This window comes from Halobaculum sp. D14 (genome assembly GCF_051195135.1).
Taxonomy (GTDB): domain Archaea; phylum Halobacteriota; class Halobacteria; order Halobacteriales; family Haloferacaceae; genus JBNTKA01.
On sequence record NZ_JBNTKA010000001.1, the window covers coordinates 415,733 to 441,584 of the forward strand.

General features: G+C 69.7%; 26 protein-coding genes and 1 tRNA gene. 15 read left to right on the plus strand and 12 right to left on the minus strand.

Annotated features, from left to right (window positions below; translation table 11 throughout):
* Positions 1 to 325 precede the first annotated feature (325 nt).
* Both ACQUST_RS02065 and ACQUST_RS02070 read right to left on the minus strand, forming a co-directional pair.
* Positions 326 to 398: transfer RNA gene (locus ACQUST_RS02065), tRNA-Pro, on the minus strand.
* 48 nt (positions 399 to 446) lie between these two features.
* A complete protein-coding gene (locus ACQUST_RS02070) occupies positions 447 to 1,238 on the minus strand; it encodes a glycerophosphoryl diester phosphodiesterase membrane domain-containing protein (protein WP_435124322.1) in 792 nt (263 codons plus the stop codon).
* Positions 1,239 to 1,652: 414 nt separating this feature from the next.
* Here ACQUST_RS02070 and katG point away from each other — a divergent pair, with 414 nt between their 5' ends.
* Positions 1,653 to 3,815, plus strand: a complete 2,163-nt coding sequence (gene katG, locus ACQUST_RS02075) for a catalase/peroxidase HPI (RefSeq protein ID WP_435124324.1) — start codon at positions 1,653 to 1,655, stop codon at positions 3,813 to 3,815.
* Positions 3,816 to 4,080: 265 nt separating this feature from the next.
* On the opposite strand, the gene trmY is transcribed toward katG, so the two are convergent.
* Positions 4,081 to 4,686 carry a tRNA (pseudouridine(54)-N(1))-methyltransferase TrmY gene (trmY, locus tag ACQUST_RS02080; protein ID WP_435124326.1) on the minus strand — a complete coding sequence of 202 codons (606 nt, stop codon included), beginning with the start codon at positions 4,684 to 4,686 and terminating at the stop codon, positions 4,081 to 4,083.
* A gap of 210 nt (positions 4,687 to 4,896) precedes the next feature.
* Between trmY and ACQUST_RS02085 the strand changes: the two genes are divergently transcribed.
* The 6 genes from ACQUST_RS02085 (at position 4,897) to ACQUST_RS02110 (ending at position 11,809) form a co-directional block, all read left to right on the plus strand.
* Entirely contained in the window at positions 4,897 to 6,579 is a 1,683-nt protein-coding gene (locus ACQUST_RS02085; protein WP_435124328.1) for an ABC transporter substrate-binding protein, read from the plus strand.
* 81 nt (positions 6,580 to 6,660) lie between these two features.
* Positions 6,661 to 7,659, plus strand: a complete 999-nt coding sequence (locus ACQUST_RS02090; protein ID WP_435124330.1) for an ABC transporter permease — start codon at positions 6,661 to 6,663, stop codon at positions 7,657 to 7,659.
* Positions 7,660 to 7,662: 3 nt separating this feature from the next.
* Complete coding sequence (locus tag ACQUST_RS02095; protein WP_435124331.1) at positions 7,663 to 8,679, plus strand: ABC transporter permease; 1,017 nt, start codon at positions 7,663 to 7,665, stop codon at positions 8,677 to 8,679.
* Complete coding sequence (locus ACQUST_RS02100; RefSeq protein WP_435124332.1) at positions 8,679 to 9,818, plus strand: ABC transporter ATP-binding protein; 1,140 nt, start codon at positions 8,679 to 8,681, stop codon at positions 9,816 to 9,818. The genes ACQUST_RS02095 and ACQUST_RS02100 overlap by 1 nt, the downstream gene beginning before the upstream one ends.
* Positions 9,811 to 11,118 carry an ABC transporter ATP-binding protein gene (locus tag ACQUST_RS02105; protein WP_435124333.1) on the plus strand — a complete coding sequence of 436 codons (1,308 nt, stop codon included), beginning with the start codon at positions 9,811 to 9,813 and terminating at the stop codon, positions 11,116 to 11,118. Before ACQUST_RS02100 ends, ACQUST_RS02105 begins: the two co-directional genes overlap by 8 nt.
* Positions 11,119 to 11,173: 55 nt before the next feature.
* Positions 11,174 to 11,809, plus strand: coding sequence for a peptidase (locus tag ACQUST_RS02110; RefSeq protein WP_435124335.1), 636 nt, complete (start codon positions 11,174 to 11,176; stop codon positions 11,807 to 11,809).
* A 4-nt stretch (positions 11,810 to 11,813) separates the two neighbouring features.
* On the opposite strand, the gene ACQUST_RS02115 is transcribed toward ACQUST_RS02110, so the two are convergent.
* The gene (locus ACQUST_RS02115; protein ID WP_435124336.1) at positions 11,814 to 12,179 is read right to left on the minus strand and encodes a hypothetical protein; all 366 of its coding nucleotides are present in this window, start codon (positions 12,177 to 12,179) and stop codon (positions 11,814 to 11,816) included.
* Between the two features lie 192 nt (positions 12,180 to 12,371).
* On the opposite strand from ACQUST_RS02115, the gene ACQUST_RS02120 reads away from it, so the two are divergent.
* The gene (locus ACQUST_RS02120) at positions 12,372 to 13,712 is read left to right on the plus strand and encodes a M28 family peptidase (RefSeq protein ID WP_435124338.1); all 1,341 of its coding nucleotides are present in this window, start codon (positions 12,372 to 12,374) and stop codon (positions 13,710 to 13,712) included.
* A 429-nt stretch (positions 13,713 to 14,141) separates the two neighbouring features.
* Positions 14,142 to 15,779: a gamma-glutamyltransferase gene (ggt, locus tag ACQUST_RS02125; protein ID WP_435124340.1), complete on the plus strand. Its 1,638-nt coding sequence runs from the start codon at positions 14,142 to 14,144 to the stop codon at positions 15,777 to 15,779.
* Positions 15,780 to 15,800: 21 nt separating this feature from the next.
* Here the strand turns inward: ggt and ACQUST_RS02130 are convergent, their stop codons facing one another.
* Both ACQUST_RS02130 and ACQUST_RS02135 read right to left on the minus strand, forming a co-directional pair.
* The gene (locus tag ACQUST_RS02130; RefSeq protein ID WP_435124342.1) at positions 15,801 to 16,043 is read right to left on the minus strand and encodes a helix-turn-helix transcriptional regulator; all 243 of its coding nucleotides are present in this window, start codon (positions 16,041 to 16,043) and stop codon (positions 15,801 to 15,803) included.
* Positions 16,040 to 16,456, minus strand: coding sequence for a hypothetical protein (locus ACQUST_RS02135; RefSeq protein ID WP_435124343.1), 417 nt, complete (start codon positions 16,454 to 16,456; stop codon positions 16,040 to 16,042). The genes ACQUST_RS02130 and ACQUST_RS02135 overlap by 4 nt, the downstream gene beginning before the upstream one ends.
* Before the next feature lie 158 nt (positions 16,457 to 16,614).
* On the opposite strand from ACQUST_RS02135, the gene ACQUST_RS02140 reads away from it, so the two are divergent.
* Positions 16,615 to 17,109 carry a hypothetical protein gene (locus tag ACQUST_RS02140; RefSeq protein ID WP_435124344.1) on the plus strand — a complete coding sequence of 165 codons (495 nt, stop codon included), beginning with the start codon at positions 16,615 to 16,617 and terminating at the stop codon, positions 17,107 to 17,109.
* A gap of 114 nt (positions 17,110 to 17,223) precedes the next feature.
* On the opposite strand, the gene ACQUST_RS02145 is transcribed toward ACQUST_RS02140, so the two are convergent.
* The 4 genes from ACQUST_RS02145 to ACQUST_RS02160 form a co-directional block, all read right to left on the minus strand.
* On the minus strand, positions 17,224 to 18,507 hold the full coding sequence (locus tag ACQUST_RS02145) for a tRNA pseudouridine(54/55) synthase Pus10 (protein WP_435126082.1): 1,284 nt from the start codon (positions 18,505 to 18,507) through the stop codon (positions 17,224 to 17,226).
* 34 nt (positions 18,508 to 18,541) lie between these two features.
* Entirely contained in the window at positions 18,542 to 18,760 is a 219-nt protein-coding gene (locus ACQUST_RS02150) for a hypothetical protein (RefSeq protein ID WP_435124346.1), read from the minus strand.
* An 88-nt stretch (positions 18,761 to 18,848) separates the two neighbouring features.
* A complete protein-coding gene (locus ACQUST_RS02155) occupies positions 18,849 to 19,151 on the minus strand; it encodes a hypothetical protein (protein ID WP_435124347.1) in 303 nt (100 codons plus the stop codon).
* Positions 19,152 to 19,343: 192 nt separating this feature from the next.
* A complete protein-coding gene (locus ACQUST_RS02160) occupies positions 19,344 to 19,484 on the minus strand; it encodes a hypothetical protein (protein WP_435124349.1) in 141 nt (46 codons plus the stop codon).
* Between the two features lie 354 nt (positions 19,485 to 19,838).
* Here ACQUST_RS02160 and ACQUST_RS02165 point away from each other — a divergent pair, with 354 nt between their 5' ends.
* From ACQUST_RS02165 to rnhB, 4 genes are all read left to right on the plus strand, one after another.
* A complete protein-coding gene (locus ACQUST_RS02165) occupies positions 19,839 to 20,786 on the plus strand; it encodes a transcription initiation factor IIB (protein WP_435124350.1) in 948 nt (315 codons plus the stop codon).
* A gap of 182 nt (positions 20,787 to 20,968) precedes the next feature.
* A complete protein-coding gene (locus ACQUST_RS02170) occupies positions 20,969 to 22,168 on the plus strand; it encodes an amidohydrolase family protein (protein ID WP_435124352.1) in 1,200 nt (399 codons plus the stop codon).
* 93 nt (positions 22,169 to 22,261) lie between these two features.
* Entirely contained in the window at positions 22,262 to 22,690 is a 429-nt protein-coding gene (locus ACQUST_RS02175; RefSeq protein WP_435124353.1) for a CBS domain-containing protein, read from the plus strand.
* Positions 22,691 to 22,762: 72 nt separating this feature from the next.
* A complete protein-coding gene (rnhB, locus tag ACQUST_RS02180; RefSeq protein ID WP_435124355.1) occupies positions 22,763 to 23,416 on the plus strand; it encodes a ribonuclease HII in 654 nt (217 codons plus the stop codon).
* Between the two features lie 72 nt (positions 23,417 to 23,488).
* On the opposite strand, the gene ACQUST_RS02185 is transcribed toward rnhB, so the two are convergent.
* Both ACQUST_RS02185 and ACQUST_RS02190 read right to left on the minus strand, forming a co-directional pair.
* Complete coding sequence (locus ACQUST_RS02185) at positions 23,489 to 23,890, minus strand: methylated-DNA--[protein]-cysteine S-methyltransferase (RefSeq protein WP_435124356.1); 402 nt, start codon at positions 23,888 to 23,890, stop codon at positions 23,489 to 23,491.
* A 114-nt stretch (positions 23,891 to 24,004) separates the two neighbouring features.
* A complete protein-coding gene (locus ACQUST_RS02190) occupies positions 24,005 to 24,331 on the minus strand; it encodes a hypothetical protein (protein WP_435124358.1) in 327 nt (108 codons plus the stop codon).
* A 126-nt stretch (positions 24,332 to 24,457) separates the two neighbouring features.
* Between ACQUST_RS02190 and ACQUST_RS02195 the strand changes: the two genes are divergently transcribed.
* A complete protein-coding gene (locus ACQUST_RS02195; RefSeq protein ID WP_435124360.1) occupies positions 24,458 to 25,843 on the plus strand; it encodes a WD40/YVTN/BNR-like repeat-containing protein in 1,386 nt (461 codons plus the stop codon).
* Positions 25,844 to 25,852: the final 9 nt, after the last annotated feature.

The following is a 25,852-nucleotide window of genomic DNA, read 5'->3' on the forward strand; positions in this document are numbered from 1 at the left end:
TTTCATTATGTAAATGCCTTCAGGTAACTCGAAGACCTGATTTTCCACATCTTTATCATACTTCCTGTAGGTTTCTCCGCGCGCGGAGGCGCCCCAGGTCACTTCCGAGGCGCGTCGACGCCTCTCCAGTCAGCGGCGCGCGGCGCGAGAAGCGTGGTAGCTGTTCGGACGCGCAGCGCGAATTTCGGCTCTAGAAAACCGCGTGACGGCGCGGTGTGTGGCCGGGAGCGTTAGTGTGCTGTAACTCGTCTGGCGGTACTGAGACCCGGTGAACCCCAAGCTATATGGCGATTTTCCTCGACTCCAAAATGGCTGGGATAGTTAGTGGGCCGGCGCGAATTTGAATCGCGGTTACGGCCACCCGAAGGCCGAAGGATACCAAGCTACCCCACCGGCCCGCACCTGTTCGAAGGTCAGCCGTTCCTTTAACGCTTCCGAAAGGGGGTTCAGGCGTCGAGGTCGTCGGGGCCGAGCGCGCCGGGAGCGTCGGTTCCGGGCTCGTCGGCGGTCGCGGCGTTGCCGCCGGTGAGCTGCTCGTAGACCGTGACGAGGACGGCGAGCGAGAACACCGTCGTGACGCCCGAGATGACGCTGCTGAGCGCCTGTCCGACGGCCGGCGCGAGGACGGAGAGGATGCCGGGGACGAGCCCGATGACGAAGCCGATGACGGCGAGGATGATGCCGAGGAAGAACAGCCGCCAGCGGTGGCCGGTGGCGAGCTCCCAGCTCCGGCTGAGCGAGTCGGTGATGCCGGCGTCTTCGAGGGCGACGAACGGCAGCGCGAACATGAGGCTGATGGCGATGTACAGCCCCGGGACGAAGAGGAAGATCAGCCCGACGAAGACGGCGATGAAAGTGAGGATGTTGACGACGATGCCGACGCCGGTCGCTGCTGCGAGCCGGCGGGTGTGCGTCGCGGTCGGGAACTGGTTGATGTCCTCGTGGAGCGCGCGGAGGGCGACGAGCGAGAGCGCGACGCCGCCAACCATGGCCAGCAGGACGACGACGATGGAGACGACGAGCGGGATGTCCAGGGCGAACGGGAGCGACTCGGCTGACTGCTCTACGACGTCCGCGGGGAGGTACCGCCTGTACACTTCTACCACTGCGGACTGGTAGAACACCTGGAACACGAGCTGGTACGCTACGTACAGCACGGCGAGTATCGCGCCGCCGCGGGTCGCGAGCCGTTCGACGCCGGAGGTCAGCGCGTCGCCGATGTCAACTGTCGGGGACATTTCGTCCGGGATTCAACGTCACTCCTGATAAAGATTCTTCACGAGCGGCGCGCGAACTGATTCGGCCGCCTTCGGGCTGAACCGACATCCTCCGGGGGCTACTGAGGCGTGCAGATTGCGGAGTCGGTATCGGGCGAAAATCCTGACGGCGGTCCGAGCGGTGTCGGCTCCAACAACCGAACACGAGAGAAGGAAAAGATATTCTGCCGAAAGACAAACAAAGAGTTTCTACCTGGGAATGAAAGGGGCGGAATCCACAACTGCATCGGCACCTTTATGATATTTGGTCCGCCAAAACGAAACAGGGAGTCACAGAATGCAAGCCGACGAATCCAACGACGGAACGGTGACGGACGCGGTGGACGCGGTATCGTCCACCGGCGCGAGCGACGGCGGCTCGGGAGGTGCCCGGTAATGGCGCGAGGGACCGCCGACTGGTGGCCGGACCTGCTGGACGTCGACATCCTCGACGACAACGCCGCGGAACTCGACCCGTACGGCGAGGACTTCGACTACGCCGAGGAGTTCCAGAAGCTCGACCTCGACGAGGTGAAATCCGACATCGAGGACGTCATGACGGACTCGAAGGACTGGTGGCCGGCCGACTACGGCCACTACGGCCCGTTCTTCATCCGGATGGCGTGGCACAGCGCCGGGACGTACCGCACCAGCGACGGCCGCGCCGGCGCGTCCGGCGGCCTGCAGCGCCTCCCGCCGGAGAGTAGCTGGCCGGACAACGTCAACCTCGACAAGGCCCGCCGCCTGCTCCAGCCGGTCAAGCACAAGTACGGCCGGAAGCTCTCGTGGGGCGACCTCATCGTCCTCGCCGGGAACGTCGCGCTGGAGTCGATGGGCTTCGAGACGTTCGGCTTCGCCGGCGGCCGCGTGGACGAGTACAAGTCCAACGAGGCCACCGAGTGGGGCCCCGAGACCGAGTGGGAGACGACTTCGCCCGAGCGCTTCGAGGACGGCGAGGTGGGCAACCTCAAGGACCCGCTCGCGAACACCGTGATGGGCCTCATCTACGTGAACCCCGAGGGCCCGTACGGCGAACCCGACGTCGAGGGCTCCGCGGCGAACATCCGCGAGGAGTTCGACAGAATGGCGATGGACGACGAGGAGACCGTCGCGCTCATCGCCGGCGGCCACACCTTCGGGAAGGTCCACGGCGCGGACGACGAGACGGAAGTCGGCCCCGAACCCGAGGCCGCACCGATCGAGGAGCAGGGCCTCGGCTGGGATCACGAGTTCGAGAAGGCCGGAATGATCACGAGCGGAATAGAGGGACCGTGGAACGCAACGCCGACGATGTGGGACACCGGCTACCTCGACAACCTGCTCGACTACGAGTGGGAGCCGCACAAAGGCCCCGGCGGCGCCTGGCAGTGGCGGCCCGCCAGCGAGGAGGACCGCGAGACCATCGAGAAGGCCCCGGACGCCCAGGACTTCGACGAGTCCGAGGAGCCGATGATGCTGACGACGGACGTCGCCCTCAAGCGCGACGACGACTACCGGGAGATCCTGGAGCGCTTCCAGGAGAACCCCGACGAGTTCCAGGCGGCGTTCGCGAAAGCCTGGTACAAGCTCATCCACCGCGACATGGGTCCGCCCGAGCGCCTGCTCGGCCCGGAGGTCCCCGACGAGACGTTCGTCTGGCAGGACCCGATTCCGGACGCTGACTACGAGATCATCGGCGACGAGGAGGTCGACGAGCTCAAAGAGACGATCCTCGACTCGGAGCTCACTCGCTCCCAGCTCGTAAAGACCGCGTGGGCGTCGGCGTCGACGTACCGCGACAGCGACAAGCGCGGCGGCGCGAACGGCGCCCGCATCCGCCTCCAGCCACAGCAGAGCTGGGACGTCAACGAGCCCGTGGAACTCGCGTCCATCCTCGAGACCTACGAGGAGATCCAGGACGACTTCAACAGTTCGCGTGAGGACGACGTCCGCGTCTCCATCGCGGACCTCGTCGTGCTCGGCGGCAACGCGGCCGTCGAGCAGGCGGCGGCCGACGCCGGCTACGACGTCGAGGTGCCGTTCGAACCGGGCCGCACGGACGCCACGCAGGAGCAGACCGACGTCGAGTCGTTCGAGGTGCTCGAACCGAAGACCGACGGCTTCCGCAACTACCTCGGCGACGGCGACTTCGACGACCTCTACGACTCCCTCGAGGAGCGCCTGGTCGACAAGGCGGAGCTCCTGAACCTCTCGGTGACGGAGCTGACCGCGCTCGTCGGCGGGATGCGCGCGCTCGGCGCGACCTACCAGGACACCGACCGCGGCGTCCTCACCGACCAGCCGGGGACGCTCACGAACGACTTCTTCGTGAACCTGCTCGACATGGAGTACGAGTGGGAGCCGGTCGACGAGGACGAGGAGGTCTTCGAGGGCTACGACCGCGACAGCGGCGAGCAGGAGTGGGAAGCCACCCGCTTCGACCTCATCTTCAGCTCGAACGCTCGCCTCCGCGCCCACGCCGACGTCTACGCGGCCGAGGACGGCGAGGAGAAGCTCGTCGAGGACTTCGTCGACACGTGGAGCAAAGTGATGCAGCTCGACCGGTTCGACCTCGAATAAGCCGGCCGAGCCGCCGGCCACGCGGCCGCATCGCTTCGACGGCACGCGCCTGACGCCGGGCCGGCCGCGGCCGCGCCGCCGACGTGCGACGACCTCGACCCGACACCGCCTCGAATTTTCTCGGTTTCGTCTTCCGTTCAGGTCGCTCCCGGGTTTCTGTGGATTTCGCGGTTCAGCGGCGAGAAGTCGATAGTTCACCGGCGAGCCGGTCACGGACTCGCGGCGCGGGGTCCGCGGAGCACGGCCGGACGGGTCGCCGCCGCGGTCAGTTCGTCGGGCCGCCGTAGTCGGTGTAGCCGTCGGTGTCGAGGTAGTTGTGCGCGACCGAGATGGCGTGGTCGGCGTGGATGGCGTCGGGGCCGAGCCGGACGCGGCGGTCGGCGGCGTCCGCGAGCAGGTCCGCCTCGGCGTCGGTGAAGTCGCTGTGGTCCGAGAGCACGAACACCGGGTCCGTCGGCGGGTCGGCGTCGGCGACGGCGGCGCCGTCCTCGTGCAGCTGGACCACGGTTCCGGAGAGCGCGTCGAGCGTGTCGGCGAGCCCCATTCGGTACAGTTCGACGCCGGGGCTGACGTCGGCCGGCATGTGGCCGATGGCGTCCTCGCGCTGTTCGAGCGCCTCGCGGACCCGCGCCGCGGTGGAGCGCTCGTCGGGGTGGAGTCCGCGGGCTGTTTCGCCGTCGAACCGGACCGTGTACTCGTCGCCGAGCACGAGGTGGACGCGGGCGTCCTCGCGGATGCCGTGCGAGAGGAACAGGCCGGCGTTCACGCAGCGGCACAGCAGGTCGAGTCGCCCGGCGGCGCCGGGGAGGTCGTCGAGCGGGAAGTCGGGGGTCGTCGGCGCGTCGTGGCCGCAGACGACGAACTGTCTCATACCCTTCTTCGAACCCGGACGCCCCTGTTCGTTCGGGTTCACCAGCGGACAGTCCTGTCAATTGAGGGTCGTAACTGTACGGTTCTCCTGTAGGCTGGCAAACTATTGTGTATTCCGGGGGGAAAAGATGAAATCCCTGTCTCACCGAACGGCACCTTTATATACAGCAGGTTTCCATGTCAGGGTATCCCAGTATAGAGGGACACACCCATGACAAACGACGACGTCAACCGCGTTTTCGACCGCATGAACCGCCGCTCCTTCCTTGCAGGGGCGGGTGCAGCAGGCGCAACGGCCCTGGCTGGCTGTTCCAGCGGCGGCGACAGCACGCCGACGGACAGCTCCGGTGACGGTAACACCGATTCGACGCCGACCTCTCAGCCCGGGGCGTCCCCCAGCAACACGCTCAACCTCGCGCAGGTCAAGAGCCCCATCGAGTTCGACCCGATCATCCTGAACGACGTGCCGTCCGATCAGGTCGCGATCCAGATGTTCGAAGGCCTCTACACCTACGACTCTGGCACCGGCATCGTGCCGGAGCTCGCGACCGGTGAGCCGACCGTCTCCGAGGACGGCACCACCTACGAGGTGACGATGACGACGGACGCCACGTTCCACAACGGCGAGCCCGTCACTCCCGAGGACGTCAAGTACAGCTTCGAGGCGCCGGTCGCCGAGGACACCGAGAACGCCTCGACGTTCAACATGATCGACACCATCGAGATTTCAGGTGAGGACACGCTGACGTTCAACCTGAAATACCCGTACGGGCCGTTCATGAACACGCTCGCGGCGGGGCGCATCGTCCCGAAGGAGTACCGCGAGAACAACAAGAAGGCGTTCAACACGTCCGCGCCGATCGGCTCCGGCCCGTTCAAGTTCGACAGCTGGCAGGAGGGGAGCTACGTCGACCTGCTCCGGTACGAGGACTACTGGGGCGAGCCGATGGCGAACCTCGAGAAGATCCACTTCACGCCGGTCACCGAGGCGACGACGCGCGTCACGACGCTCCGGAACGGCGAGAACGACGTCATCGAGCAGATTCCGCCGAAGCTCTACTCGACGGTCCGCAACATCGAGGACGCGAGCATCGACGAAGTGCCCGGAATCGGCTACTTCTACCTCGCGTTCAACTGCAAGGAAGGCCCGACGTCGGACCCGAAGGTCCGCGAAGCCATCGACTACTGCGTCAACATGGACGAAGCGGTTTCGAACTACGTCGAGCCGACCGGGATTCGGCAGTACAGCCCGTTCCCGGCGTCTATCACGAAGGAGTGGGGCTTCCCCATCGACGAGTGGAAGCAGATTCCGCACGACAAGAACATCGAGGAGGCGAAGGCGCTGTTCGACGAGGCCGGCGTCCCGACGGACTACTCGTGGAAGATCATCGTGCCGCCGGACGACAAGCGCGAACAGATCGGTATCTCGGTTGGGAACGGTCTGAAAGAGGCCGGCTTCCGGAACGTCTCCGTCCAGCGGCTGGACTGGGGCGCGTTCTTGGAGAAGTACAAGACGGGTAATGAGTCCGACTACAACATGTACACGCTCGGCTGGTCCGGCACGCCGGACCCGGACGCGTTCACCTACTACATGTTCGGCCGGACGAAGGACACGCTCGGCGTCACCAACGGCTCCTACTACGGCGCCAACAGCGAGCGCGGCAAGCAGGCTGCCAAGAAGATCGTGCAGGCCCGCGAGTCCGCCGACCGCGCGGAGCGGAAGCAGCTGTACACCGAGGCGGTGACGACCATCCTCGAAGACCGCGCGCACCTCCCGGCGTACAACCTGAAGAACAGCTTCGGCGTGAAGAACTACGTCAACGACTTCATGTCACACCCGGTGGACTCGTTCCACATCACGACCGGCCACAACAACGTGTCGGTCGACAAGTAACGCGCACGGCCCGCACGGGCCGCTTTCCGTTCACTTATACCGAAGTCGGTGTTACGACCGCAACGAGAACACACCTAGACAATGGGACGCGCACAGTACACGATTCGACGCATACTCCAGGCGGTACCGGTGCTCATCGGCGTCGCCGCCATCACGTACTTCCTGATGGAAGCGATGCCTGGTGACCCGGTGAGCATCATGCTCGGGCCGTCGCCGAGCGCATCGCAAGCCGCCGCCATCCGCGCCAAGTACGGGCTCGACAAGCCGGTGTGGGTGCGGTTCCTGAACTACCTCATCGACGCAGTGCAGCTCGACCTGGGTCGCAGCCTCTACTACAAGGTCCCCGTGACCCAGAAGATCGCCGAACGGCTCCCCGTCACGCTGCTGCTGCTGGCGTCGAGCTTCGGGTTCGCCATCGTCACGTCGATCCCGCTCGGCATCATCTCGGCGAAGCGCCGCAACAAGCCGACCGACCACGTCGCGCGCGTCGTCGCGCTGCTCGGCGTGTCCACGCCGTCGTTCTGGATCGGCCTGATGCTCATCATCATCTTCTCGTACCGGCTCGGCGTGCTGCCGGCGACGAACCTCGTGATGCCGTGGGCACCGGTCGCCTCCGTCGAGGGCGCCACCGGCCGCATCGACGTACTCATCAAAACCGCACAGCACCTGCTGTTGCCGACGCTGTCGCTCGGCACGCTGCAGATGGCGGCGCTCACCCGCATCGAGCGCTCGTCGATGCTGGAGGTGCTCGGCGAGGAGTACGTGAAGCTGGCACGGGCGTACGGCGTCAAAGAGACCACCATCCTCCGGAAACACGCGTTCCGGAACGCACAGCTCCCGCTGATCACGCTGCTCGGGCTGCAGCTCACGAGCGCCATCGGCGGCGCGGTGCTGACCGAGACCGTCTTCTCCATCAACGGGATGGGGCGGCTCATCATTACCGCGATCAACAACCAGGACTTCGCGCTGGTCGTCGGGACGACGCTGGTGTTCGGCCTCGTGTTCGTGGTCGGTGTCATCGTCACCGACCTCTCGTACGCGTACGTCGACCCGCGAGTCACGTTCGACGAGGCAGAGTAACACATGGCTACGACAACCAACACGGACGACCACGACGACGCCGCCGACGAGCAGCCCGAGGCGCGCGTCGGGTGGCGCTACACGCTGACGCAGGTGCGGCGCGACCCGACGGCGCTCGCCGGGCTCGCAATCATCGGCGTCGCCATCGTCGTCGCCGTCATCGCGTTCATCGACGGCATCCTCTTCGAGTTCCTCGCACAGTACGCCTTCTTCGCGAACCTCGGCATCGAGCAGTACGCCATCGCGAAGGCGGTGTGGGTGAGCCCAATCGCCGAAACCGGCGCGCCCATCCTGCGGCCGCCGATGTTCGTCACGAACCAGCTGTACCCGAACGACCCGGGGACGTTCGCCCACCCGCTCGGCACCGACCACCGCGGCCGCGACGTGCTCGTCCGGCTGTTTTACGGCACCCGAATCGCCATCACGGTCGGCGTCGTCTCCACCGGCGTCGCGCTGCTCGCAGGGATGCTCATCGGGTCTATCGCCGGCTACTACGGCGGCCTGCTCGACGACGCGCTGATGCGCGGCGTCGAGACGCTGTACGCCATCCCGTTCCTCGTGCTCGTCATCGTGTTCATGGTGGCGTTCGGCCGCAACCTGACGTTCGCGATGATCGGCGTCGGCGTCGCCAACATCCCGACGTTCGCGCGGCTCATCCGGTCGCGCGTGCTGTCCGTCCGCGAGGAGGACTACGTCGAGGCGGCGCGCGCCGCCGGCGTCCGCGACCGCAACATCATCATGCGGCACGTCATCCCGAACAGTTTCGCACCGGTGCTGGTGCAGGCGACGCTGCAGGTCGGCGTCTCCATCCTCATCGTCGCCGGCCTGTCGTTCTTGGGCTACGGTGCGCAGCCGCCGACGCCGTCGTGGGGGCAGATGCTGTCGAACTCCCGTGACTACATGCTGCCGAACCCGTGGTTCAGTATCTGGCCCGGCCTCGCCATCCTGGTGACCGTGGTCGGATTCAACCTCCTCGGTGACGGCCTCAGAGACGCACTCGACCCCCGCATCAACAACTGATGAGTACCGAAGAACCACTCCTGAAAGTCGAGAACCTGAAGACGCAGTTCTTCACCGAGGAAGGCACCGTCCGCGCCGTCGACGGCGTGAGCTTCGAAGTGAACGAAGGCGAACTCGTCGGGCTCGTCGGCGAGTCCGGCGCCGGCAAGTCCGTCGCCGCTCAGTCCATCATGCGGCTCGTCGAAGAGCCCGGCCAGATCGTCGACGGCACGGTGACGTTCAAGGGCCGGAAGCTCGTCGACATCGAGGAGACGCCGGACGGGAAACTGGAGCCGTCCGACGAGATGCTGACCCAGCGGGAGATGCGGCAGGACATCCGCGGCAAGGAGATCGCCATCATCTTCCAGGACCCGATGGAGTCGCTGAACCCGGTGTTCAAGGTCGGCAATCAGCTCCGCGAGTTCATCGAACTGAACCGGGACGTCACGACGGCGGATGCGCGCGAAATCGCCGTCGACATGCTGCGCGAAGTCGGCATCCCGGAGCCGGAGGTCCGGTACGACGAGTACCCACACCAGTTCTCCGGCGGGATGCGCCAGCGCGTCCTCATCGCGATGGCGCTCGCCTGCGAGCCGAGCCTCATCATCGCCGACGAGCCGACGACGGCGCTCGACGTCACCGTCGAGGGCCAGATTCTGGACCTCGTCGACGACCTCCAGGACAAGTACGACACGTCGTTCATCTGGGTCACCCACGACATGGGCGTCGTCGCCGAAATCTGCGACCGCGTCAACGTCATGTACCTGGGCGAGGTCATCGAGCAGGCCGACGTCGACGACCTGTTTTACGACACGAAACACCCGTACACGGAGGCGTTGCTCCGGTCGATTCCGCGCCCCGACCAGACGGTCGAGGAGCTCGACCCGATCACGGGCGTGATGCCGGAGGCCATCAATCCGCCGAGCGGCTGCCGGTTCCACACGCGGTGCCCGGAGGCCCGGGAGATGTGCCGCGAGGTGCATCCGGCGTACGGCGACGTGAGCGACGAGGACGCCGAGCCGCACCGCGTCTCCTGCATCAAGTTCGAGGACGTCGGCTACGACGACAGCGAGCCGCTCGAAACCGAGGCGACCGGCGCGTTCGCCGGCGGGCTGACCGAGATGCGCGCCGGCGGAGACGGAGGTGAGACCGATGAGTGAGACACACGAGGACCGCGAACCGCTCGTCAGAATCGAGAACCTCACGAAGCACTTCAGCCAGTCGAGCGGCCTGCTCGACGCGCTGTGGCCGAAGTCGCCGGTGAAAGCCGTCGACGGCGTCACCTTCGACATCATGGAGGGCGAGACGCTGGGGCTGGTCGGCGAGTCGGGCTGCGGGAAGTCGACGCTCGCGCGGACCGTGCTCCGGCTGGTCGACCCGACCGACGGCGCCGTCTACGTGAACGGCGAGAACCTCGCGGAGCTGTCCGGCTCTGACCTCCGCGAGCAGCGCCGGAACATGCAGATGATCTTCCAGGATCCGCAGTCGAGCCTGGACCCGCGGATGAAAGTCGGCCCCATCGTCGAGGAGCCGATGAAGGCGCACGGGCTGTACGAGGGCGAACGCGAGGAGCGCGCCCGCGACCTGCTCGAGAAGGTCGGGCTCGACCCGCAGCACTACAACCGCTACCCGCACCAGTTCAGCGGCGGGCAGCGCCAGCGCATCAACCTCGCGCGGGCGCTCGCGGTCAACCCGGACTTCATCGTCTGTGACGAGCCGGTGTCGGCGCTCGACGTGTCGATTCAGGCGCAGGTGCTGAACACGATGCAGGACCTCCAAGAGGAGTTCGGGCTGACGTACCTGTTCATCGCGCACGACCTCTCCGTGATTCGGCACATCGCCGACCGCGTCGCCGTGATGTACCTCGGCAACGTCGTCGAACTCGCGGAGACGGAGGAGCTGTACGAGAACCCGCAGCACCCGTACACGGAGGCGCTGCTCGACTCGATTCCGGTGCCGGATCCGCGGTCGACCGGGACGCGCGGCGTCCTCGAAGGCGACGTCCCGTCGCCCATCGAGCCGCCGAGCGGCTGCCGGTTCCGGACGCGCTGCCCGAAGCTCATCCAGCCCGACCAGTACGGCATGAGCGACGACGAGTGGGCGGCGGTCCGCGAGTTCACCCGCGCCGTGAAGCGCCGGACGTTCGAGGCCGAGGGCCGCGACGACGTCGACGAGGCGTTCTTCCCGGACGGCTACCCGGACGGCGACGCCGGCAGCGTCGTCGCCGACGCGGTCGACGACGTGCTCGCGGGCGACTGGGAGGACGCCGCGGACCTGCTGCAGGAGTCGTTCGCAGAGCAGAGCATCTGCGCGGAGGAGACGCCGGCGTACACCGTCGACTCGGAGTTCGGGACCGCCGAACACCGCGCCGCCTGCCACCTCCACCGCGACGAACACGGCGCCGTGAACCTCGGCGACGGCGTCGGCGCGGACTCTGACTCCGCGCCCGCCGACGACTGATGCGCCGAACCTCCGCCGAACGAACCCTTTTCCTGCCGGGCCGCTGCGCACTGGTATGACCATTCTCTGCACCGGATACGAGCCGTTCGGCGACCACGAAACGAACCCGTCGGGCGCGGTCGCCCGCGAACTCGACGGCGCGACGGTTTCGGGCAACGACGTCGTCGGCGACGTCCTGCCGGTCGTTCTCGGTGACGCCGGCGGCCGGGTCCGGGCGCTCATCGACGAACACGACCCGTCCGCGGTCGTCGCGACGGGCCTCGCCGCGGGCCGCTCGGCGGTGTCCGTCGAGCGCGTCGCGGTCAACGTCGCGGACACGGCGGGAACGCCGGACAACGACGGCAACGACCCGGTCGACGACCGAATCGACCCGGACGGCCGCGACGGCTACCTCGCCACGCTGCCCGTGCGCCGAACCGTCGAGGCGTGCCTCGACGCCGGCGTCCCGGCGCGCGTCTCCAACACCGCCGGGACGCACCTCTGTAACGACGTGCTGTACGAGACGCTGGCCGCGCTGGACGGCACCGGCGTCCCTGCCGGGTTCGTTCACCTGCCGGCGACGCCCGAACAGGCAGCGAGAAAAGCGGGCGACGACGCCGCGGCCCGCGGCGGAAGCGTCACGCCGAGCCTCCCGCTGGACCTGCAGACCGACGCCGTCCGAATCGCCTTCGAAACCGCGCTCGACGCCTGAGTCGCTACGCCGACTCCTCCGGCCGCGCGGCGTCTCCGCCGTCGGCGTCGTCCACGGCGTCGTCAACGCTGCCGTCGACGTTGCCGCCGTCAGCGACCGCGGCCGCGTCCGCTCCGCCGCCCTCGTCGGTCGACGCGACGGTCCGCTCTCCGTCGAGCGCGTCGCGGCCGGCGGCGGTGGTCCGGTAGATGCTCTCGCCGCTGACGGCTTCGAGGTAGCCGAGCGCGGTGAGCGACTCGATTCGGCGCTCGACGAGCGGGACGTGCAGGCCGGTGTTCCCGGCGACGAGCGCGGGGTAGTCCGGGCCGTCGGCGGCCAGGTAGGCGAGGACGCGGCGGTCGGCGTCGGTGAGCGTGGCTGAAGGCGGCATAGTGTGGTACTAGTTGGCACGGAACAAAACGTTGGCGGCGGGTCGCCGCCTGGCCGCGGCGCCGCCACTCGTCCGCCGCCCGCCCCGCGGCGACGCCGCGTTTCTGCCGCGTCCCGCGGTGGCTGCCGGAAGTAGGCGCCCTGCTCCGCCGGGACCCGGACACTCAAGAGCGACGCGGCGGACGCACATCGCATGCGACTACCCTCCGCGGTCGTCGGGGACGCACAGACGAGCGGGTTCGCCTGGCGGACGCTCACCGAACTGGTCGACGTCGGGAACCGGATGGCGGGCCAGGAGGGCGAACGGCGCGGCGCAACCGTCGTCCGCGACGCCTTCGACGACGCCGGCTGCCGCGACCCGCACGTCGAGGAGTTCGAGATTCCGGGGTGGTGGCGCGGCTCCTCGTCGCTCGAAGTCCACGAGCCGCACCGCCGCGTCCACGACGGCCAGCAGGACGTCCTGGCGCTGCCGGGCTGCACCGCCGGCGAGGCGACCGGCCGCGTCGTCGACGTCGGCGACGGCACCGAAGCCGAGTTCGACGCCGCCGGCGACCTCGACGGCGCCGTCGTGCTCGCGTCCTCCGACACCCCGGAGTCGGCGGACCGCTGGATTCACCGCATGGAGAAGTACGTCAACGCCGCGGCGCGCGGCGCCGACGCCTTCGTCTTCCGGAACCACCTCGACGGGTCGCTGCCGCCGACCGGCGAAGTCGGCTACCACGAACGCCCCGGCGACATCCCCGCTGTCGGCGTCTCCTGCGAGGTCGGCATGCGGCTCGCCCGGTACGCCGACGCCGGCTGTGAAGTCACGGTCTCCGTCGACTGCCGGAACGAGCCGACGACCTCGCGGAACGTCGTCGCCGACGTCGGCCCGGACACCGACGAGGCGGTGCTGCTCACCGCGCACGTCGACGCCCACGACGTCAGCGAAGGCGCCAACGACAACGGCGCCGGCTCCGCCATCGTCGCCGAGGTCGGCCGGCTGCTCACCGACGTCGACCTCGACACCCGCGTCCGACTCATCACGTTCGGCTCCGAGGAAATCGGGCTGTGGGGCGCCTACCACGCCGCCGACGCGCTCGACCTCGACGACGTGCGCTGCGTCGTCAACCTCGACGGCGCCGGCTCCTCGCGCAGCCTCCGCGTCCACACGAACGGCTTCGACAGCGTGAAGCGCGTGTTCGCCGGCGTCACCGCCGACTTCGACGCGCCGCTCGTCACCGACGACACCATCTCGCCGCACGGCGACCAGTGGGCGTTCGTCCAGGAGGGCGTCCCGGCGGTGATGGCGTCCACCGTCTCCGAGCAGTCCGGCCGCGGCTGGGGACACACCCACGCCGACACGCTCGACAAACTCGACTCCCGCGACCTCCGCGACGTCGCCACGCTCGTCGCCGAAGCCGTCGCCCGCCTCGCCGCCGACGACGCCGACACGCCCCACCGCAGCCGCGAAGCGATGCGCGACGCCATCGACCCCGGCTACGAACAGGAACTCAAACTCGGCGGCCGCTGGCCGTACGACGACCTGGAGTAGCCGCCTTCCGAGCGACGGCCCGCTGCCCCGCGTTCGGGTCGATGCTCCTTCGTTCGGATCGCTCGCCCGGCTCCGCGTCCGGCGTCGCTCTCCCGCACCTCCATACCATCAGGATTGTTTATCACGTACGAATCTATATTTAACTCCGCACATATGGCGTAGTTGGCTCATGAACTGTACGATACCTGGCTCACGAACAACTATTCCTGGCGTCTGTCCGATTCACGATTCGAGGGCCGGCGAGGGGGGCCGTGAGTAGGCCGAGCTGGGTCATCGAGGCCGTCGCGCGCCGCGTCGGCGCCGACGAAGTCGTCATTCCGGAGGTCGTGAGCGCCGAACAGGTGTCCGCCGACATCTGACACGGCGCGAAGTCGGCCGCACCCGCCGTCTTCGGTGGTGACTTTACGGCTGCCGCCCGTACCCGGAGCCATGACCGAACCCGACCTCGACGAGTTCTCGTCGCGCCGCTCGACCGTCTACGGGCAGCGCGGCGTCGTCGCCACGAGCCAGCCGCTCGCCTCACAGGCCGGCATCTCGGTGCTGGAGGACGGCGGAAACGCCTTCGACGCCGCCGTCGCGACCGCCGCGGCGCTGAACGTCGTCGAGCCGACGTCGACCGGGCTGGGCGGCGACGTGTTCGCGCTGTACCGCACCGCCGACGGCGAGGTCGGCGCGATGCGGTCGTGCGGCCCCGCGCCGCAGGACGCCACCATCGAGAACGTCCGGGACGCCGTCGCCGACGAGCAGGGCGTCGACCCGAGCGACGCGGAGATGCCGGACACCGGCGCGCACGCCGTCACGGTCCCCGGCACCGCCCGCGGCTGGGAGACGACGGCGAAGACCTTCGGCGAGAAGTCGCTGTCGGAGCTGCTCCGCCCGGCGATTCAGTACGCCCGCGACGGCTACCCGGTGTCCGAGGTCGTCTCCGCGCAGTGGCAGCACGGCGAGGAGCTGTTCGAGGACGACAACGCCCGCGAGGCGTTCCTGTTCGACGGCGAGGCGCCGTCGACCGGCCAGACCGTGACGCTGCCGCGGCTCGCGGACACGATGGAGCGCATCGCCGAGGAGGGCGCGGACGTCGTCTACGAGGGCGACGTCGCCGAACAGATCGCCGACGAGGTGCAGCGGCACGGCGGCTTCCTCACCGTCGACGACCTCGCGTCGTTCGAACCGGAGTTCCTCGACCCGGTGTCGACGACGTACAACGGCGCTGAGGTGTACGAACTCCCGCCGAACAACCAGGGGCTCATCGCGCTCGAAGCGCTGAACGTCGCCGAGGAGGTCGGCGCCGGCGACTACGACCTGGACTCGCCCGAGCGCGTCCACTACTTCGCGGAGGCGATGAAGCTCGCGTTCCACGACGGCCACCGCTACATCACCGACCCCGAGTTCGAAGACCACCCGCCGCTCGGCAGCAAGCGGTGGGCGAAGCGGCGCGCCGAGCAGGTCGGCGACACCGCCAACCACGACGTCTCCTTCGGCGTCCCCGACGCGAACGCCGAGGACGCCGACACGGTGCTGCTGTGCGTCGCCGACGACGAGGGGAACGTCGTCTCGTACATCAACTCCCGGTTCGCCGGTTTCGGCTCCGGGCTGGTCGCCGGCGACACCGGCATCGCGCTGCAGAACCGCGGCTCCAGCTTCTCGCTCGACCCGGAGCACCCGAACTCGCTGGCGCCCGGCAAGCGCCCGTTCCACACGCTCATCCCGGCGCTCGCGGACTTCGCGCCCGACGACGACGAGCGGGACGACTGGGCGGCGTTCGGCGTCATGGGCGGCTACATGCAGCCGCAGGGGCACCTGCAGGTAATTTCGAACGTCGTCGACTACGACCTGCCGCTGCAGGCGGCGCTCGACCGGCCGCGGTGGCGCTACCGCGAGGACGGCGCGCTCGCGCTCGAACCGCACTTCGACTCGCACGCCGCGGCGAAACTGGTCCGGAAGGGCCACGACGTGGAGACGCTGCCGGCGGCGCTGTTCGGCGGCGCGCAGATCGTCAGAAACGAGGACGGCACGCTGTCCGGGGCGACCGAGCCGCGGAAGGACGGCAACGCGCAGGGCTACTGAGCCGGCGGCGCCGCCGAGGACCTAGTTTTCGGTCTGTTCGTCGGGGACGCCGCCGCCGCGTTCGACGTCGCCGAGGTCGGGGTCGAACAGCGCTTCGACGGGGCAGTCGAAGTACGCCGCGAGCTTGAACGCCAGTTCGAGCGACGGGTCGTACCGCTCCCGCTCGATGGCGTTGATGGTCTGTCTCGTGACGTCGACGGCGGCGGCGAGGTCCGCCTGGCTCAGGCCGGCCTCGTCGCGCCGCTCGCGGAGGTCGTTGTTCATGGCCGGTGGCGGAGCCAGAGGTAGACGGCGCCGAACAGCAGCCCCTGCAGCGACACCGTGTACAGCGCGCCCTCGAACACCGGCGAGAGCGCGTACAGCCCGATTTCGTCGGCGACGACCAGCCCGGGCCCGGCGAATATCATGACGAGCGCGGAGGCGGTGAGCGTCGCGGTGCTGGCGCGCCGCTCCAGTTGCGTGTCGCGCTCGTCGAAGACGGTGACGGGCGACAGGAAACAGAGCGCGAGGAACGCGATGAAGCCGAGCCAGTAGACGCCGACGCCGACCACCGGGTAGCCGGCGGACGACCCGGCGACGAAGCCGAGCGTGCCGACGCCGACGCTGCCGTACATCAGCCGGCGGTACCGCCGGCGCCTGGAGGGCCGATTCGTCGCGGAGTGTTCAGTCGAGTTCATGGTGTGGACGTAAAGCCCCGTTCCGTAAAGAGCGCTTTACAGGAAAGTGTACTTTACACTCGCACTTAGTTCTACCGCAGGGAGCGCCTCGGACCGTCCCTCGTGCCGCTCCCGGCGCAAGCGACAGATGAATGGCGGCGCGTCGCCTACCCGTCGCCGTGCCACAGCCGCGTCACGCCCCCGACGAGGCCGACCGGTTCGGCTTCGACGACACCCGCGACTACCTCGGCGCCGCCGTCTCGCGGCTCCTCCCGCGCCGACTCGTCCGCGGCGCGCTCGCCGTCTCCGTCGACACCGACCGCGACAGCTACGCCCCCGGCGACCCGGTCGAAATCCGCGCCACCATCCGGAACCGCTACCCGGTCCCGGTCGAGGTCGAAACCGCGTCCCGCCGCCGCTGGGGCTGGACCGTCGACGGCCTCCTGGAGGCGAGCGACGAACCGCGCCGCGACCCCGGCGGCACCGGCGCCTTCTCGTTCCGCGCCCGCGAGCCGAAGACGGTGACGTGGACGTGGGACGGCCTCGTCAAACACGTCGACGGCGACGGCACCGAACGCTGGGAGCCGCTCGCCCCCGGCGAACACGACCTCCGCGTCTACGTCGCGACCGCCGCCGAGAAGCCGGCCGCGACGACGACGATTCTCGTCGAGTGACGCGGCGCCCCGACCGGAACGCGGGCGTCTGCCGACACCGCTCCGATCGGTACCGACTTCGGCCGGCACCGCTCCGGCCCGCGCCGACTCCTGCGGGCGCCGCTCCGTCCGCGGTCAGTCCAGGAAGAAGTCCTCGTCCTCGAACGGCTCGTCCTCTCCTTCGACGGCGAGGACGTCGAGGGCGGTGACGACGGCGCCGACGCCGAGCAGGCCCGCGAGGCTCGGCTCCGTCCGGCCCTCGTCGCCCGAAATCAGCTCCTTGATGTAGAGGCCGCCCTCGCCGTGGATTTCGACGGTGGCGTGCCGGTCGTCGTCGAGTTCGGCGTCGACGTCGTACACGTCGCGGGTCCGCGTCTTCGCGGCGCGGCGGTGGTCGACGCGGTTCGGCGTGAACTGCTCGACCGTCGCGCCCTCCAGGGTCTCCGCGGCGTCGGCGAGCGCGTCCGCGTCGACGTCGCCGTCGAACTCGACCTGCGCGCGGTAGCGCTTGCTGGCGTCGAGCCGCTTCACGCGCTCCACCATGTCGTGGGTGCAGCGGCGCAGCCCCTCGACTTCGACCTTCCCGTCGGCGAAGGCGTTGATGTCGGCTTCGAGCCGCTCGGCGTCGACGCTGCGGCGCCGCGGCTCCTCCACCTCGATGACGAACGGCCGGCCGGTGCCGAGCATCAGCGCGTCGACGTCCTCGCGGCCCGCGCCGTGGAACACCGAGTCGACGCCCTCCATGACGTCCTCGACGACCGGCGCCGTGAGCTGCTGGACGCTCTCGGGGTACAGGTAGCCGGTGCCGTCGCAGGTGTCGCAGGTCTCGCTGCCGGCGCGGCCGGTGCCGTGGCAGTCCGAGCACGGCCACTCGGTCTGCGGGATGTCGCGCTCCAGCTTCCGGTAGCGGCCGTAGACGAACGCGGAGTTGACGGTGGCGTCGACGCGGTCGTCGTCGAGGTCGAGCAGGAACTGGACCTCGGGCCGGTCGAAGTCGACCTCGGCGTCGAGCAGCCGGCCGACGCGCTTGCCGACCTCGCGGTTGAACTCCTTGCGGAGCGGCTCGCCGGCGTCCGGGTCGAGCCCGGCGTCCTCGCGAAGCAGCACGTCGTTCTCCTCGGCGAGCGCCGGGACGCGCGTCCCGACCTGGTACGTCCGGGTCTCGTAGCCGTCGGCGGCGTCGGCGGCGCGTTCGGCCCACCGGTCGAACTCGGCGCAGCGCCCCTCGCACACCCAGCAGTCCTCGGGGGCGCCCGCCGAGAAGTCCTCGTCGTCGGCGAGCGCGACGGCGACCCGGAGGCCGCGGCCGCGCTCGGCGTTCCCGAGGCCGAACGAGCGCTCGGCGAACGGGCGGCCGAGGCAGTTGTCACAGAGCGGCCCGGTGCGGAGCAGCCGCCGGGCCGCGGCGAGCACGTCGATGTCGTCCATACCGCGTTCATCGTCGCGGCCGCCGTTACACTCTTTCGTTCGCGTCGGCGCCGGACGCCGCCCTGTCGCGGCTCCTCGCGCGCAGCCGGCGTCGTCGGTGTCGCCGACGCACCGCCGCCGCGTACGACGTGGACTCGTCGCCGCCGCGGCCGAGCCGTCGACGGACCGCGGCGACGCCGGCGAGCGCGGCGAGCAGGAGCGTGCCGAGCAGGAACAGCGCCAGTGCGCGAATCGTTCGGGTCACGGCTCGCCGTACGCCGCACCGGCGGAAAAGCGGGGGCGACGTTCCGGTTCGCCGAACCGTCGCCGGCGGCGTGTCTGCGGCGCTGCGGCTACGCGGCGTCGGCGGCGGCGCCGTCCCCCGGGTCGGGCGGGCGCTGCCTGACGCCGTCGACGCGGACGTCGTTGACGCCGAACGTCGCCTCGAACGCCTCGGCGAGCGCGTCGGCGTCGCCGTCGGCGTCGCCGGCGAGCGCGAGCGTCGCGTCCGCCTGCACCGTCAGGTCGTTCAGACCGGGTTCGATGCCGCGGAGGTCGACCGACTCGACGGCGTCGACGCCGTCGAGGCGACCGAGTTTCGTTTCGACGCCCTCGGCGAGGTCGCCGGGGGCTGCGCGGGACACTGCGACTGTCATGCTGGCGTCGGCCAGTCGGCTGAGTTGGACCGACATAGGCTCCCGGCGCGACTCGAACGCGCCTGCGGGCCGGCTCCCGGGGAGTCGTGGCGGAGCCACGGGAGCCGCGCATGCGAGACGCTCCGGGGTGAACTGAACGGGCACGGAAAACGTCGTCCGCCTCCGTTCGGGTCACCCCGAACACGTCGTCGCTTACGCGGCGATGGAGACGGACGGTACGTCGAACCGCTTCCCCTGCATCCCCGCGTCGGCGTTCGGGGTGCACGGCCGCCACCCGCCATACGCGGCGCTCGCCCCGGTGAGGCGTGCGCCGAGTGCGGTGGTGGTGGTCATGGGGTATCGGTCGACTCGCGTCACCTGGGCTGTTTACCGGGTAACACTTAACCGTTCGGTTGGCGTGTGGGGACGTGACACGGCTCGCCGTGGCCGGTACAGCGGGCGCGCCCCGGCGGCTCCGTCCGGCTCGACGCCGCGAACCCGGTGACTCGGCCGGGGTCGCAGGGGAGACCCAAACATTGTAGGCCCAACCCTCTTTCTGTGTAGCCGTCACGAACGACGTGGAATGCCGGAATGCATCATCACGCGGCGCGGGGGCTGTGGGCCCCGCGCCGAACCCAGTGGGTGCTGGGACACGACTGTGGAACCCCGGGCTACGCGGCCCCGTCCGTCTCGTTCGCGCGGAGGACGATGACGACGACTCGCTACGGGCGCGAGCACGCAGACGAACAGGACGCAGAACCGGTGGACCCCGACGAGGTCGACGACGACCAGCTGGTCCGCACCGAGGACGGCGAACTCATCCACGAGGACACCGGGCTGGTGGTCGACGAGGACAACGTCGACCACGGCCCGGAGTGGCGCGCGTTCGACGCCGCCGAGCGCGACGAGAAGAGCCGCGTCGGCTCCCCGATGACCCAGACGATGCACGACAAGGGGCTGACGACGAGCATCGACTGGCGGAACAAAGACTCCAGCGGCCGCCAGCTCTCCTCGGAGAAGCGCAGCCAGATGGAGCGGCTGCGGACGTGGCAAGAGCGCATCCGGACGCAGGACTCCGGCGAGCGCAACCTCCAGCTCGCGCTCAGCGAGATCGAGCGGATGTCGTCGGCGCAGGGCGTCCCGAAGTCGGTCCGGGAGGTCGCCTCGGTCATCTACCGGCGCGCGCTCGACGAGGACCTCATCCGCGGGCGCAGCATCGAGGCGATGGCGACGGCGTCGCTGTACGCCTCCTGCCGGCAGGAGGGCATCCCGCGCAGCCTCGACGACTTCGTCGGCGTCGCGCGGGTCGGCCGCCGAGAAATCGCGCGGGCGTACCGCTACATCTCCGGCGAACTCGACCTGGAGCTGAAGCCGGTCGACCCGAAGAAGCACGTCCCGCGGTTCTGCTCGGAGCTCGACCTCTCGGACGACGTCGAGCGGCGCGCCACCCGCATCGTCGAGGAGACGACCGAGCAGGGGCTGCACGCCGGGAAGTCGCCGACCGGCTTCGCCGCCGCCGCCATCTACCTCGCGTCGATGCTGAGCAACGAGAAGCGGACCCAGTCAGAAATCGCCGACACCGCCGACGTGACGGTCGTCACCGTGCGGAACCGGTACAAAGAGCAGATGCGCGCCATCGACGTCGGCGCCCTGTAACGCCGGCGCCGCGCCATCGCGACGGCCCGTTTTCGCCGCCGTTCGCTCCCTGCCGCGTCGACCGCGACCGCGCCGCCGACACCCACGTCGACCGTGACCGCGACAGCACCCGCGACCGCGCCGCCGCGACGACCCTGTTTCGAACCGAAACGCTTTGGCTCGGCTTCCGCCTCACCCTCCCCATGGGAACCACGCTGGTCATCGAAAACGGGACGGTTCACACGCAGACGGACCGCGGCACCATCGAGGGCGACGTCCACGTCGAGGGCGGCGAAATCGTCGCGGTCGGCGATGTCGACGCGCCCGCGGACGCCGAGGTCATCGACGCGTCCGGGCTGCACGTCACGCCCGGGCTCATCGACGCGCACAGCCACGCCGGCATGGCCGAGTGGGGCGAACCGGAGGACGGCGACTTCAACGAGGGGACGAGCGCGACGACGCCGCACGTGAACGCGCTCGACGGCTTCCACCCGCGCGACGAGGAACTGAAACACGCCTTCCAGAACGGCGTCACCGCGGTCTCCTCGCGGATGGGGAGCGGGAACGTCATCGGCGGCGTCATCTGCTCGATGAAGACGTACGGCAGCGTCGCCGACGAGATGCTCATCCGCGAGGACGGCATGAAGGCGGCGATGGGCGAGAACCCGAAGCGGTTCCACGGCGAACGCGAGGGGCGCCAGCCGTCCACGCGGCCCGGCGTCGCCGCGACGCTCCGGCAGTCGTTCATGGCCGCCGAAGACTACCTCGACCGGAAGCGGAGCGCCGAGGACGAGGGCGAGCCGTTCGAGCGCGACCTCGGCAACGAGAACCTCGCGCGGGTGCTTGAGGGCGACCTGCCGCTGCGCGTGCACGCCCACCGCGCCGACGACATCATGACGGTGTTCCGCGTCGCCGCCGAGTTCGGCATCGACGACCTCTCCATCGAGCACGCGACGGAGGGCCACGTCGTCGCAGACGAGTTCGTCGACCGCGACGTGCCGGCCATCGTCGGGCCGTCGATTTCGAGCGCGTCGAAGTACGAACTCCGGAACATCACGTTCGAGACGCCCGGCATCCTCCACGAGGCCGGCGTCCAGGTCGCCATCCAGACGGACGCGCCGGTCGTCCCCCAGCAGCACCTCGACGTCTGCGTCGGCCTCGCGGTCCGCGAAGGGCTGCCGGAGGACGCCGCGCTGGACGTCGTGACGACGAACCCCGCAGAGATTCTCGGTATCGACCACCGCGTCGGCACGCTCGCCACCGGGAGCGACGCCGACATCGCCGTCTGGGACGGCCCGTTCTACCGGTTCGACACCCGCACTCAGCACGTCGTCGTCGACGGCGAACACGTCTTCGACCGCGAGGCCGACGCCGTCGACCCGCGGGACGCGTACGCCTGGTAGCCGGCAGGGGACAGCGCGCCTGCGCGCAGCGGCCTTCTCATCGGCGATACGCGCGGCCGAACCGTGAAGTGTGTTGGCACGGAACGCCGCGACATGCAGGTCCGTGAGGTGATGAGCGACGACCCGGTGACGGTCGACGTCGACGCGTCGGTGCAGACGGCGGTCGGACGGATGCTCCGCGAGGGAATCGGGAGCGTCGTGGTCACCAGCGGCGACGACCCGGCCGGGATTCTGACGGAGACCGACGCGCTGAAGGCCGGCTACCTCGCGGAGCGCCGGTTCGCCGACATCCCAGTCACGAAGGCGATGACGCGGGACCCCGTGACGATTCCGCCGTCGGCGACGACGCGACGCGCCGCCAACCGGATGCGCGCCGAGGACGTCAAGAAACTGGTCGTCGTCGACGGCATCGACCTCGTCGGCGTCGTCACCGTCACCGACCTCGCGCGGAACCAGACGGCGCTCGTCCGGGAGGCCCACCGCATCGAACGCGGCCGCGGCGGCTGGGAACCGGACTCGTAGCAGCCCGCCACCGCCCGTCCCGGCGTTCGGGAGATGACAACGGCTTAGTCCGCGCTCGCCCACCTGCCGGTCGTGCTCGGCGCCGACGAAGCCGGAAAGGGGCCCGTGCTCGGGCCGATGGTCGCCGCTGCGGTCCGCGCCCCGAGCGACGCGCTCCCGGACGGCGTCGACGACTCGAAACGGCTCTCCGCAGCGCGCCGCGAGGCGCTGGACGCGGCGCTCCGCGACGACCCGGCCGTCGACGTCGCCGTCGCGGTGATTCCGGTCGACCGCATCGACGCGCCCGACACCGACATGAACACGCTGACCGTCGACGGGCAGGCCGAGGCGCTCGCCGCGGTCGCCGCCGACGGCGACGAGGCGGTCGTCGACGCCGGCGACACCAGCGAGTCGCGGTTCGCGCGCCGCGTCCGCGAGGGCGTCGCCGACCGCGGCGTCGACGTCGCCGTCGCGGGCGAACACGGCGCCGACGAGTCGTACCCGGTGGTCGCCGCCGCGTCCGTCGTCGCGAAGGTGGAGCGCGACCGCCGCGTCGCCGCCATCGCCGACGAGTACGCCGCCGACGGCGACGTCGGCAGCGGCTACCCGTCCGACCCGACGACCCGCGAGTTCCTCAGCGGCTACGTCGCCGCCCACGGCGACCTCCCCGACTGCGCCCGCCGGTCGTGGAGCACCTGCGACGACGTGCTCGCCGCCGCAGAACAGTCCGGACTCGACGACTTCTGACCGCAGACTGCCGCCGCTGCTCCTGCGCCGCTCCTCGCCCTGTTCTGCCTGATTCGCTTCTCCCGGCCGCCGTCAGAACGCGTCGAGCGACTCGCCGCGCTCGAACGCGAGCAGCGCGCGCTTCGCGTCGACGCCGCCGTGCGCCGAGAAGCCGCCGAGCGACGACGCGCCGACGACGCGGTGACACGGCACGACCACCGGCACCGGGTTCGCGCCGCACGCCTGCCCGACGGCCTGCGCGGCGCTCCCGACCTCCGACGCGAGTTCGCCGTACGTCCGGGTTTCGCCGTACGGGATGGCCGCCATGGCGCGCATCACGTCGCCGAGGAGCCCGTCCGGGAACGCGACGTCGACGTCGAACGTCCGCCGGTCGCCGGTCTCGTACTCGCGGAGCTGGCGACGGAGCGCCGCGGCCGAGACGCCGAGCACGGACTCGTCGATGTCGTAGGTGTCGCCGAGGACGTCGGCCTGCATACCGGAGAATCGGGTCGCTGCGGGCTTAAGCGTACGCACCGGCGGCTACCGAACCGCGGCCGGTCGGCGTGCGGCTCGCGCGGTTTGTCCGGCTCGCGCTGCTCGCGGACGCGGTCACTCGAACGGCGGGAGCCGCCACGCGTACGCCACCAGCGCGGACGCGGCGAGAAGCGCGGCGATTGCCAGCGCCCACGTCGGGACGCCTGCGGACCACAGCGTCGACACCACGACCCCGGCCAGCGGCACCAGCACGAGCACGCCGACCGCGATTCCGGCCAGAATCGTCAGCACCGGGTGGCCGCGACCGTCCAGTTCCTCGCGGGCGACGCGGCGGGCGACCCGTTCGACCTCCGCCTCCGACAGCCCGGTTTCGGCCTCCGACGGCTCGGCTTCGGCGCCGTCCGGGTCTGCGTCGTCGTCGGTCGGTGAATTGGAGGGCACGGCCGTGGCAACGGCCGGACCGATAAAAAGTGATGCGTCGGCCGCGCTCGACTCCGCGCGGCGCGGACGGTCCGGAAATCCGGAACGTCACCCCCGGTTATCCGGGTGCCGGCCGTCGGTCCGTCCATGCCGACGCCCCCCGAGACGGACGCCGAGTGGAAGCCGGTGTACACCCCGTTCAGCGCGGACCTGACCGACGTCGTTCACGCCGCCGACGGCCCGTACGCGGTCGGGACCAGCGGCGTCGTCGCCGGGAAGCGCGGCGGCGGCTGGGAGGCCGTCGTCGACACCGGCCCCGCCGACAACAACAGCACCCTGAAGGCCGCCGCCGTCACCGACGACGGGCGGCGTGTCTGGTTCGTCGGCGCCTCCGGCGCCATCGGCGCGTACGACCTCGACGAACGACGAAAGTACAACTACACCTACGACGGCGACGCCAGCCCGGAGTGGCACGACGTCACCGTCACCGGCCCGGTCGGCGAGGAGCGCGCCTACGTCGCGAACGGCTCCGGCGCCGTCGTCGAGTTCTCGGTCACCGGGACGGACGTGACGTTCGGCGCGACCCCGAAACCCGGCGACGGAGCGACGATTCGCGCCGTCCAGGCCGCACCGAGCGGGGTCGCCTACGCCGTCGACACCTCCGGTCGCGCCTACGAGAACGCCGGCTCCGGCTGGAGCGCCATCGGCAGCCTCGAAGTGCAGCTTGCGTTCAACGACATCTACGCCGGCCCGGAGGGCGTCTACGTCGCCGCCGGCGACGGCCGCCTGTACCGCTACGACGACTCCGGCGAGTGGACGCCGGTCCGCGTCGGCCAGAATGCGCTCCGGTCCGTCGACGTCCACGGCGGCCGAATCGTCGTGCTCGCGGACGGCGCCATCTACGAGCGCCCCGTCAGCGGCGGCGAGTGGACGTCGGTGCCGACCCCGACCGGGAGCGACCTGCTCGCGCTGGCGCTCGGCTACCCGGACGTCGTCGTCGGGAACGCCGGCACCGTCGTGAACCGGCCGCCGCACCACCCGCCCGAGCAGCCCGAGCCGACCCCGGACGAGCAGCCGGCGGAACGCGGACAGGTGTGCACGCTGCTCGTCGAGGCGCTCGTCGACCGGCTCAGCCGCGCCGAACTCGTCGAACTCATCGAGCGACGCGACCGCTGTGACACCGCGCTGGTCGAACAGCTCGACGAAATCACGGCGGAGCGTCGCCGCGAACGACTCCGCCGCCTCCCCGTCACCCGGATTCCCGCGGCGCGAACCCGGGTCGACTGCGAGCCCGTCGAACCGCGAGCGGAACGCCGCGTCGAGTACGAGCCGGTCGAGTACGAGCCGGTCGAGTACGAACCGGTCGAGCGCGTCGAGTGCGAACCGCGACCGGGCGGGGAGCGCCGTCGCGAGCGTCGCGGCGAGCGTCGCGGCGAGTCCGGCCGGCGACGGGCGGACTGTGCGGAGCCGGAGCGGTACGAGCGCGGCGAGACGCTCACCGTCGCGGAACTCGAACGGCTGCTCGAAGCGTAGCGGCGGCGG